Origin of the sequence: Fervidicola ferrireducens (assembly GCF_001562425.1) — a bacterium.
Classification (GTDB): Bacteria; Bacillota; Thermosediminibacteria; order Thermosediminibacterales; family Thermosediminibacteraceae; genus Fervidicola; species Fervidicola ferrireducens.
Genome location: NZ_LOED01000002.1, coordinates 149333 through 159337 on the forward strand (window position 1 = coordinate 149333; position 10005 = coordinate 159337).

General features: G+C 47.5%; 11 protein-coding genes and 1 pseudogene. 4 read left to right on the forward strand and 8 right to left on the reverse strand.

Annotation, left to right across the window (positions count from 1 at the left end; translation table 11 throughout):
* The first annotated feature begins 27 nt into the window (after positions 1-27).
* Positions 28-855: an RMD1 family protein gene (locus AN618_RS01825; RefSeq protein ID WP_066351334.1), complete on the forward strand. Its 828-nt coding sequence runs from the start codon at positions 28-30 to the stop codon at positions 853-855.
* A 20-nt stretch (positions 856-875) separates the two neighbouring features.
* On the forward strand, positions 876-2234 hold the full coding sequence (locus AN618_RS01830) for a phosphomannomutase/phosphoglucomutase (RefSeq protein WP_066351337.1): 1359 nt from the start codon (positions 876-878) through the stop codon (positions 2232-2234).
* 30 nt (positions 2235-2264) lie between these two features.
* Here AN618_RS01830 and AN618_RS01835 read toward each other — a convergent pair whose 3' ends face one another.
* The 6 genes from AN618_RS01835 to AN618_RS01860 all read right to left on the reverse strand — a co-directional run bounded on the left by AN618_RS01835 (position 2265) and on the right by AN618_RS01860 (position 8827).
* On the reverse strand, positions 2265-2675 hold the full coding sequence (locus AN618_RS01835) for a hypothetical protein (RefSeq protein WP_157081596.1): 411 nt from the start codon (positions 2673-2675) through the stop codon (positions 2265-2267).
* 64 nt (positions 2676-2739) lie between these two features.
* The gene (locus AN618_RS01840; protein WP_066351343.1) at positions 2740-4122 is read right to left on the reverse strand and encodes a glycine--tRNA ligase; all 1383 of its coding nucleotides are present in this window, start codon (positions 4120-4122) and stop codon (positions 2740-2742) included.
* Between the two features lie 348 nt (positions 4123-4470).
* Positions 4471-4992: a ferredoxin domain-containing protein gene (locus tag AN618_RS01845; protein ID WP_066351344.1), complete on the reverse strand. Its 522-nt coding sequence runs from the start codon at positions 4990-4992 to the stop codon at positions 4471-4473.
* A gap of 36 nt (positions 4993-5028) precedes the next feature.
* Positions 5029-6291, reverse strand: coding sequence for a ribonuclease H-like domain-containing protein (locus tag AN618_RS01850; RefSeq protein ID WP_066351346.1), 1263 nt, complete (start codon positions 6289-6291; stop codon positions 5029-5031).
* Positions 6288-8549 carry a DEAD/DEAH box helicase gene (locus AN618_RS01855; RefSeq protein ID WP_066351390.1) on the reverse strand — a complete coding sequence of 754 codons (2262 nt, stop codon included), beginning with the start codon at positions 8547-8549 and terminating at the stop codon, positions 6288-6290. Before AN618_RS01855 ends, AN618_RS01850 begins: the two co-directional genes overlap by 4 nt.
* 68 nt (positions 8550-8617) lie before the next feature.
* Positions 8618-8827, reverse strand: coding sequence for an FmdB family zinc ribbon protein (locus AN618_RS01860; protein ID WP_066351347.1), 210 nt, complete (start codon positions 8825-8827; stop codon positions 8618-8620).
* Between the two features lie 102 nt (positions 8828-8929).
* On the opposite strand from AN618_RS01860, the gene AN618_RS01865 reads away from it, so the two are divergent.
* Together AN618_RS01865 and AN618_RS01870 are read left to right on the forward strand one after the other, a co-directional pair.
* Positions 8930-9121, forward strand: coding sequence for a hypothetical protein (locus tag AN618_RS01865; RefSeq protein WP_066351348.1), 192 nt, complete (start codon positions 8930-8932; stop codon positions 9119-9121).
* Between the two features lie 12 nt (positions 9122-9133).
* Positions 9134-9322: a hypothetical protein gene (locus tag AN618_RS01870; protein WP_066351349.1), complete on the forward strand. Its 189-nt coding sequence runs from the start codon at positions 9134-9136 to the stop codon at positions 9320-9322.
* Positions 9323-9376: 54 nt separating this feature from the next.
* On the opposite strand, the gene gcvH is transcribed toward AN618_RS01870, so the two are convergent.
* Both gcvH and AN618_RS01880 read right to left on the reverse strand, forming a co-directional pair.
* Complete coding sequence (gene gcvH, locus AN618_RS01875) at positions 9377-9754, reverse strand: glycine cleavage system protein GcvH (RefSeq protein ID WP_066351351.1); 378 nt, start codon at positions 9752-9754, stop codon at positions 9377-9379.
* Between the two features lie 24 nt (positions 9755-9778).
* Positions 9779-10005: pseudogene (locus tag AN618_RS01880) on the reverse strand (dihydrolipoyl dehydrogenase); the annotation flags it as partial.

Sequence of the window (10005 nt, forward strand, 5' to 3'; positions counted from 1 at the left end):
AATTTATAATGTAGGAGGTTCGGTAAATTGAAAAAAATTAAACTTCTGGCCGCCTCTTTGTGCAACGAGATAAATATCAATCGCTTGTCCAATCATTTCGGCATAAATAAAAAGTACCAGTGGGATGAGCCTCTGGTCCTTTCAGAAGAGCAATTAAAGGGCATTTTGCGAATGCCCGATGGAAAATCGGCATACATTTTTTCCTTCGGCTCGATAGTGTTTTTAGATTTCGAACACCACGAAGTCATGGACCTTCTGGACTATTTAAAGAAAATAGAAAAAAACCTGTCCTCCATATCGTCCCTGGACTACACCGATGACTACACCGTAACAGTAAATCCTGGACAGGAGTTTCTGGTGAACAACGAAGGGACGGTACTGCCGGAAATCGGCGAGATGTACTTAGAGATAATCGCAACGGTTCTTGCGAAATCCGTAGCACTTTCTAGAATAGAGGACCAAATAGACGATTTGATGGACGCGGTTGAAGATATAATAAATTACCTCGAAACGGGCAAATTAAACATATCGGACGAAAAGCTCGCAAAAATGTCCGGCAAAATCCTGGGCTTCAAATACAGCACGCTTTCGCACATAATGCTTCTTGATAAACCTGAAATAACCTGGATAAACGAAGAAAGCGAAAACCTTTATATCAACCTGGAAGAGCAGTTTGAACTGGGTGACCGGTACGAGAAAATACGCCATAAGACCGAAACCCTGCTTGATATAACCGAAGTGTTCACGAGCCTTGTCCATGCAAAAAGAGGGACAAGACTTGAATGGATGATAATATTTCTCATAGCTTTCGAGATAGTTCTATCAATAGTAATGAGTTTTCTCGGACTATACTAAAGCTTTCAGGAGGTGGGCTTATGAAAAACTTAAATCCCCATATTTTCCGGCAGTACGACATAAGAGGAGTCGTGGGCGAGGAGATCGATGAAGAGGTAGCTAAAACTTTAGGGCTTGCCTTCGGCACCTTTGCCCTGAAAAACGGCGAAAATAAAGTGGTGGTGGGATGCGACAACAGGTCTTCGTCTCCTTCTTTGAAAAAGGCCCTCATAGAAGGACTGCTTTCCACGGGGTGCAACGTGGTAGACCTGGGGACAGTGATAACTCCGGTATTTTACTTCTCCAGGATACATTACAACATAAACCCTGGAGTTATGATAACTGCCAGCCACAATCCTCCCGAGTACAACGGATTTAAAGTGGCGTTCGGCCATGCAACGCTTTATGGCGACGATATCCAGAATATAAGGGCAATGATGGAAAAAGGCGAATTCGAAAGGGGGGAAGGTTCCCTTTCGCACATTGACCCCACCGAAGATTACATATCGACAATCTGCGAAAAAATAAAACTTGTAAAACCCCTCCGTGTTGGAATAGATTGCGGCAACGGCACCGCTTCGCTTTTCGCAGAAAAGCTATTTAAACGGCTTGGCGTTGAGACATACCCGCTTTACTGTGAATCCGACCCATCCTTTCCCAATCACTTCCCCGACCCCGTAAAGCCCGAAAATCTAAAGGACTTAAGAGAACTGGTATTGAAGGAAAAACTGGATCTTGGAATAGGTTTTGATGGCGACGGCGACCGCATAGGAGTTGTGGATGATGCCGGAAACGTCATATACGGCGATATGCTGATGGTACTTTTCTGGCGTGAAATACTCCCGAAGTACCCCGGTACCACAGCCATCGTGGAAGTAAAGTGTTCCCAGGCTCTGGTTGAAGAAATTGAAAAACTCGGTGGAAAACCGATGTTTTATAAAACCGGGCATTCCCTCATTAAGGCCAAGATGAAAGAAATAGGCGCCGTTTTTACCGGCGAGATGTCAGGTCACATGTTTTTCGCCGACGAATACTACGGTTTCGACGATGCCCTTTACGCCGCCGCCAGGCTATTGAGGATTCTCTCAAGGAGCGACAAAAAGCTTTCGGAACTTCTGTCTGATGTGCCAAAATATTACTCCACTCCGGAAATCCGCGTCCCATGCCCCGATGATGAAAAGTTTTCGAAAGTAAAGGCGGTACAGGAATACTTCAGGGGAAGATACCCGATGATTGACGTGGACGGCGCCCGGGTACTCTTTCCGAACGGATGGGGTCTCGTCAGGGCCTCAAATACAGGGCCGGAACTTATAGTGCGGTGCGAGGCCAGGACTCCGGATGACCTGGAGAAAATAAAAGAAGAAATGCAAAGAGCGCTGCATCCTCTCAAGGCATTCTAAAAAGCCGCTTCGTTTTAAAAGCGGCTTTTTTTAATACCGAAAGTTCATATAGCTCCACGTCAGGGGGTCGGGCACCGGCAATTCCAGGTATCCCTTAAACCGCAGCAGCGGAATTATCGACTTGAAATTTACCCTCCTGTGATGGAAGTGCTCGGGAAGGAAAAAGGAATTGAGGCTGCACAATTCTCCCCGTCCCACGATTCCGAAGTAACACATGTCGCACGTGGGAACGGTTTTTTTCCTGTTTAGCAGCATGAAAAACTCCATTTTATTGCCCTCTTTGTAATGGCCTGGGCAGGCCATCGTAAGATTCAGGGAAAAAAGCGTTATTCTGTCCTTACGCTCCTTTACGAAACAGTTGTCCACCATCTTCAATATTCTTTCCGCGACAGGGCTCTTTGTAAAGTCTAGTATTTTTCCGTCATACCGGAAATAATACATAAAAAGCCCACCCCTCCAAAAAATAGGGTGGGCTCTTTTTTTAAAAAATATGCAGGCTTTCAAGTTAAAAGCCCAGTTTCTCTTTTAGATATTCTTTGACGCGGTCTATTCCTATCCTGTCCTGAATCATCGTGTCCCTGTCCCTCACGGTCACTTTGTGATCTTCGAGGCTTTCGAAATCAACGGTTATGGCGTACGGCGTCCCTATCTCGTCCTGACGGCGGTAACGCTTGCCTATGCTGCCCGTATTGTCGTATTCCACGACGTAGTCCTTTTTAAGGTCCTGGTAAATCTTCCTTGCCAGTTCCTCCAGCGGTCCTTTTTTAAAGAGAGGAAACACGGCACATTTAACAGGAGCCAGAACGGGATGCAGGCCCAGCACCACCCTTTTTTCACCTTCTACTTCCTCTTCCCTGTAAGCATCGCACAGTATTGCCAGCATGGCTCTATCTACGCCGAGTGAAGGTTCTATTACATAGGGCACTATGTGCCTGTTTTCTTCCTGGTCGAAATACGTAAGCCCTTTCCCTGAATATTCTATGTGCCTTGAAAGGTCGTAATCGGTCCTGTTGGCGATTCCCCACAGTTCTCCCCATCCGAAGGGGAAATTGTATTCTAGGTCCGTGGTCGCTTTAGAATAGTGGGAGAGTTCATCCGGCGAATGGTCTCGGAGGCGCAGGTTTTCCTTTTTAACGCCTAGTTCCAAAAAGAAATCCATCGCAAACTGCCTCCAGTATTCGAACCACTTCCCGTCTTCGCCGGGCTTTACGAAATACTCTAGTTCCATCTGTTCGAACTCACGGGTCCTGAAGATAAAGTTCCCCGGTGTTATCTCATTCCTGAAAGCCTTACCTATCTGCGCGATTCCAAAGGGAAGTTTTACCCGGCTGGTATCGAGCACATTCTTGAAATTCACGAATATACCCTGAGCGGTTTCGGGTCTTAAGTACACAACCGAACTGGAATCTTCCGTTACTCCTTGGTGGGTCTTGAACATCAAATTGAACTTCCGGGCGTCAGTCCAGTTGACCTTACCGCACACCGGGCATTTTATGTTGTTTGAATGGATTATCTCGCTAAGTTCCTGAACGCTCTTGCCTTCAACATGCATGCCCAAGGATTCTTCTATTAGGTGGTCAGCCCGGAACCTTGCCTTGCACTCCTTGCAGTCCACTAGTGCGTCGTTAAACCCCGCCACATGTCCCGAGGCTTCCCAGACGCGGGGATGCATCAAAATGGCGCTGTCAAGGCCCACCACGTCGTCCCTGTCATAGACGACCTTTTTCCACCATATCCTCTTTATGTTTTGCTTCAGCTCCACCCCTAGCGGGCCGTAATCCCACGTATTTGCAAGCCCACCGTAAATTTCGGACCCCTGGAACACAAAACCTCTCCTCTTACACAGGGATACTACCTTGTTCATCTTATTTTCGCCGCTTTCTGTCATGATACCTCTCCTTTCCACGTAATATATTGAAAAATTAAAAACCCCTAGACGAGAGTCTAGGGGTCCTTTTTGCGGACGGTCCCACCCTAGTTGCAGGCCTTCGCCTGCCACTTTAGAAAATTTTATGTAGTTTTATACTCAGTTTTATACTCAACTTTTCCCTCCGTCGCCACGTGCCTTCTATGCCGTGGAGCTCGCACCATCCTCCACTCGCTGCTGGCAGGGAGAAAGCACTTACCGGAGGTTGACCTTTAAATTTCTAAAATTACTTTGAAGTGTAGATATATTATAGCACAAGCCTTCCTACTATACAAGTTTACAAAATCCCGCCAAAATAACATATTACAACTACTTTCTGTCAAAATAGATATTTTTCCCGCTGGCGGAAAGCGGTATCCCTATTACAACTTCTCCTTCGATGAGGCCTAATGTCCTAGCCGCAACGCCTATGCGGTACATTATGCGGTTGTCCACATTCAATATGCTTGCCGTTTTTACAGCCGAGCCGACGGCAATTCCAAGGTCTATCAGTTTCCAGGCACAAAGGGGGCCTTTAAATTCCGGGCCTTCTTTCGGTTCTGGAAGTTCTGAGCACGCAGGATATCCGCAGGCTCCGCAGTTTAATCCCATGGGTTTTGCATCGCTTATGGATATCAGCATTACCGCATCGGATTCCTCTACGTTTTTTCCGTCCCTGTCAAAATTTATTTTCCCCGCTTTTTCACCGTAAGCGTACATTTCCGATGCAATTTTTTTCAATTCTTCTCCTTCCACAATTCTTATCTTAATGTTGTCCTTTCCACCGGCTTTGGGCGCCGTCCTGGCCGATATGGCCATTAGCTGGGCGGCCATCAGCACCGCGTCTTTCATAAAACCCACCTCCGAAAAATTTTTATACTCTATACACTATATAATCTTAACCTGCTCCTCCCTGTTTTTTGACATTTTAAACGAAATACGGTCAAGGCGCCTTCTTATTTCATCTATTTCGCCGGGGTCAAAACTCCTCCCCAAGAGTCTCTTTTTATCTCGAGCAACCTCCAAGGCTTCCCGGGCCGCCGATGCCGCCTTTTCGTAATCCTTCATCCTGTGTTCATAGAGCTTAGAAAGCTCTATCAACGCGAACTGACGATTTATACCCTCTTTTGCCATTTGAATCCAGAGTTTTTCAGCTTCACGCCATCGGCCCATCTTTTTATAAAGAAGCGAAAGCTGCCTGTAAGCCTTATCTTTTACCGGTTGGGTGCTTAAGGCCAGGGTGTAACATCTAATGCTTTCCTCCAGCATACCCATGTCTTCGTACAACCTGCCGAGGCAGTAAAAATCCTGCCCGGAGCAGGCACCCGAGTTAAAAGGGTCTTTCAGAACCTGCCCTATTTTTGAAAGGAGGCTTACCATCGAGAGAATATCAAGCTGGTTGTGGTAAAAGATGGGCTTTAAAGGAAATGGGTTTTTGTCCCTCAAGTACTTAAAATATATTGAAGGAATCTCAAAGCCGGGCACATCGCCGCTTCTTTCCATGCGGAAAAGATTTTGCTCTAACGAAGACAAACGCAGGCTCTCCAGTCTTTGCCCGAATATTCGCCTCGCACCGTGGAAAAGGTCAAAATGGTTCATAAACTCTAAGGGATTTTCCATTCTGTTAATTAGAAAGCGGGTGGAAAGCAGCGGTATGTCGTAAGCCTTTCCGTTAAAACTCACAAGGCTTTCAAAATTGCTTAAAAGCTTTTTCAAACTGTAAAGCACACCAGGTTCCCCGTCGAAGTCGTCCATAAAGTATTGCACCAATTTAAAAGAACTGCCTTCAAAATACCCGACCCCAACCAAAAAAGCGTAGGTGCCGGACCCTCCCGCAAGGCCTGTGGTCTCGGTATCGACAAAAACAGCCTTTCTTACGTCGAGTTCAAAATCATCCCTTTTTTTGGCGGCAAGTTTTAGAGCTTCTCCGGAAATTTCCAAAACCGAAGAAAGCCTTACTCCAGCGTGGCAAAAATCACCTTCGAAAACTTTTTCCACCGCCACATGGGGTCCGTAAGGAGTCGCCACAATTTTCCCGCCCAGCAGCCGCGACACGCGATTTAATTCGTCGGTTCTTTCCGACTCACGGGATGATTTGTTGCCCTGGCTCCCTTCCTTTATAAATCGCTGGAGCTTTTCAGAAAGGTTCAATCGTCCAACACTCCCTGTATAAGCTTTAACGCAAAAGCCTTGCTCCCCGCGCCCACCTCTTCCAGAGGGCCCACGCAGGAAGGACAGCCATCATCGCAGTCGCATTCAAGGATTACCTGCCGGGCGGCCTTTAAAAGCGAATCGTCCATTTGGTAAAGCCTTTCGGCAAACCCCACGCCCCCCGGATATGCATCGTAGATGTATATCGTCGGCTTTTGAGTAAAGGGAGACTTTACGTGGATAACGCCGCGTATATCCTTCGGGTCGCACATGAGGTAAAGAGGAGCGATATTCACGAGCACGTTACAAAGCCCCGCAAGTCCTGCTCTCAAACCTTCCGGCGTCAGGTCCGGCAAATTCTCCGGCACGGTAAACCAGAAAGCCGTGGTGTGCATCTCCTCGGGCGGCAGGTGTATGGGACCCGAACCCACATTCTCGTGGGTGAAAAATTTGATCTTCTTAAACATCGTAGCCATGGACCTTACGAGGACTTCTCCGTAGTATTTCTCGCTTTCTTTTGTCCTGAGCCTTTCTTTTATAACATCCAAAACCTTTATTTCCACCGCCAGGTTGGCATCGGTGTAATAATCCACATCCACTTTCCTTACATAAGCCTTCTTTTCCTCGTAGTCCAGTTTCTCCACCTGGTACTGCTGGCCTCCGTGGATGTAAATCGCTTCCTCGTGGATGAGCATGGGAGCGCTCGCTCTGTCCACCTCTCCTATGACCCTGGGCTCCCCGGTGATATCGACTATAACGAAGTTTTCGGTGGTGGCGCTCCTCAAGCTAACCTCTTCTGCCGGAAAAGCCTCAGCCATCCAGTGCCACCTTCCTCCCACATGGCGCAGGATTTTCTCACTTTCCAAAAAGGACAGTATCTCCTGTGTGGTTTCAACTCCGAATTTTTCGCCATCCTCAAAGGGCAGTTCAAAGGCCGCGCATTTTATGTGGCTCACCAGTATGTACAGGTTATCCGGGTTAATAAGGCCGCTTTCGGGCGGTGAATCGAAAAAATAGTCCGGGTGGTTTATTATATACTGGTCCAGGGGGCTGCTGGAGGCCACCAAGATTGACGCCGACACCGACGAACGCCTGCCGGCCCTGCCGGCCTGCTGCCAGGTGCTGGCTATGGACCCCGGATAACCGGTAATTACGCTGACATCCAGACCTCCTATGTCTATCCCGAGTTCCAGAGCGTTGGTGCTCACGACACCGAGAATTCTGCCATCTCTCAAACCCTTTTCTATCTCCCGCCTTTCCCTAGGCAGGTAACCACCCCTGTAGCCCCTTACGGCTTCAGACCCGTAAAAGGTGTTCTTCATCCCCTCTTTGAGGTACGTCAGCATAACTTCAACTGCCAGCCGGCTCCTTGAAAACACGATCGTCTTGATGCCGTTTTTCAAAAACTCCAATGCCAAGTCCTTTGCCTCGAGAAGGCTGCTTTTCCTTATGCCGAGCTGCCGGTTGACCACGGGGGGATTGTAAAAAATGATATTTTTCTCTCCGGAAGGTGCCCCGTTTTTATCGATGAGAACCATCGACTTGCCCGTCAGTTTTTCTGCTAGCTCCCTGGGGTTCGCTATTGTAGCCGAGCAGCATATGAAAACGGGATTCGAACCGTAAAACCTGCATATTCTGTGCAGGCGGCGGATTACGTTGGCGGTGTGGCTTCCGAACACTCCGCGATATGTGTGCAATTCGTCTATGACAACGTACTTTAAATTGGAAAACAATTTAATCCACTTGGTATGGTGGGGAAGTATGCCGGTGTGCAGCATGTCGGGGTTGGTCACAACTATATGACCGTCTTTTCGAATAGCCACTCTGGCAGAAGGCGGGGTATCGCCGTCGTATGTAAAGGTCTTTATATCTTCCCCCATTGCCTCTATGGTCTCCATGAGCTCTGCCACCTGATCCTGGGAAAGAGCTTTAGTGGGGAAAAGATATATGGCCCTGCTGTTTTTATCCTGCAGTATGGTGTGAAGCACCGGCAGGTTGTAGCACAAAGTTTTCCCTGATGCGGTGGGAGTCACCACCACCACGCTGTTACCCTTTGAGACCTCTTCTAAAGCCCTAGCCTGATGGGAATACAGGCTATGAATTCCCTTTTTGTTCAGGGCATAAATCAACCTCTTATCGAGGAAATCGGGAAAGGGTTCGTACTCCGGCGGCCTGGGAGGTATTACTTCCCACCTGGTTACGCACTTTTGGAAACGATCGGAATTTTTTAATTTTGCAAGAAGCTGCTCTAGATTCATTTTGCAACCCTCTCCCAAAGGGAAATTGGCTTTACAGAAAAGCCCGTACAGGGCTTTTACCTTGCGGCTCACCCAAACCTAGAACTTCCGGAGCTGCCGCAGGAGCCGGATGAGCTCATACTTCCGCTGCCTTTGGCCGTACCAAAAGCAGACATCTGCCGGCGGGTATCGCTGCTTTTGCAGCTGGGACACTCAATCGGATTGTCCCTCTCTTCAAATTTTCTCAAAACTTCAAATTTATGGCCGCAGCTATTGCAACGGTATTCGTAAATGGGCACGCTACATCCTCCTCCCTTTTGTTTTTATATCATATCATATAAATATTTTACAATAAACCGCTAAAAATAAAATTAGAAAATCAAATTCGGGAGTGAAAAAAAATGGTAAGCAAGATGCAACTTCACGCCGTGGGAGAAGCGTGCCCCGGTTATACCTATGCGGGCAGTGAAGATTTTGAATCTCTGGAGGAGGGAAAAGAACCGGTAAGCTGCGAAAACTGTATCCACTGGGTCCGTGGAAGGTGCACCATCGACATGTTTGACAAGGTGCTTTCCAGCCTGGACCAGACGTAAAGGGGGGTTTTTATGTCGCTGAAAAAGAGACTTTTTTCTCAAAGGAAAACCTTCGCCCTTTCCGAAACGGGTTCCAACATATTTAAGCCCGGCGGAAGGCCCGCTCCCCGCGAGGTAAAATCCCAAAAAGCCCAGCTTGAAAGCAACCAGCCGGGCACGCGAAAAGACGTAAAATTAAAGATGGAAAAAAAGCAAAATTGAAATTCAAAAACCGCTTCTTAGGCGGTGTAAATCTAAGAAGCGGTTTTTTTATTTTTATTCAAGTAACTTCTTATAATTCTCGCTATCCAGCAATTCTTCGAGCTCTGACGGATTGCTCAATTTCACCTTGATCATCCAGCCCCTTTCATAAGGGGACTCATTAACCAGCTCGGGGCTGTCCGCTAGTTCTTCGTTTACCTCTACCACTTCTCCGCTAACCGGCGCATAAAGGTCCGAAGCTGTCTTGCCAGACTCTACGGTTCCAAAAATGCTGTCCTTTTCAATATTATCGCCTACTTCGGGGAGGTCCACAAATAGCACTTCACCTAACTTTTCCTGAGCATAGTCAGTAATGCCTATGACCACAACCTCCCCCTCTACCTTTGCCCACGTATGTTCCCTGTGATACTTTATATCGGAAGGCAGATTCATCGCAATACCCCCTTAAATCCTTTATTAGCTATCCACCTTATGTATCGATTGGCCGTGCACATCGTGCAGGGCTTCCATGACCGCCTCGCTGAAAGTCGGGTGCGAGTGGATAATTTTGCTCAATTCTTTTACAGGAATTCCAGAGCTTATGGCTGGTATTATCTCGTGCACCAGGTCCGTGGCGTTCGGACCCATAATTGCTGCCCCCAGGATTTTATCCGTGTCCTCGTCGGCGATTATCTTGGCAAAGC

Bases quoted from the DNA above. Each gene is read 5' to 3' on its own strand.
- AN618_RS01830 (WP_066351337.1), top strand. From the start codon at position 876: ATGAAAAACTTAAATCCCCATATTTTCCGGCAGTACGACATAAGAGGA.
- AN618_RS01835 (WP_157081596.1), bottom strand. From the start codon at position 2,675: ATGTATTATTTCCGGTATGACGGAAAAATACTAGACTTTACAAAGAGC.
- AN618_RS01840 (WP_066351343.1), bottom strand. From the start codon at position 4,122: ATGACAGAAAGCGGCGAAAATAAGATGAACAAGGTAGTATCCCTGTGT.
- AN618_RS01845 (WP_066351344.1), bottom strand. From the start codon at position 4,992: ATGAAAGACGCGGTGCTGATGGCCGCCCAGCTAATGGCCATATCGGCC.
- AN618_RS01855 (WP_066351390.1), bottom strand. From the start codon at position 8,549: ATGAATCTAGAGCAGCTTCTTGCAAAATTAAAAAATTCCGATCGTTTC.
- AN618_RS01865 (WP_066351348.1), top strand. From the start codon at position 8,930: ATGGTAAGCAAGATGCAACTTCACGCCGTGGGAGAAGCGTGCCCCGGT.
- AN618_RS01870 (WP_066351349.1), top strand. From the start codon at position 9,134: ATGTCGCTGAAAAAGAGACTTTTTTCTCAAAGGAAAACCTTCGCCCTT.
- gcvH (WP_066351351.1), bottom strand. From the start codon at position 9,754: ATGAATCTGCCTTCCGATATAAAGTATCACAGGGAACATACGTGGGCA.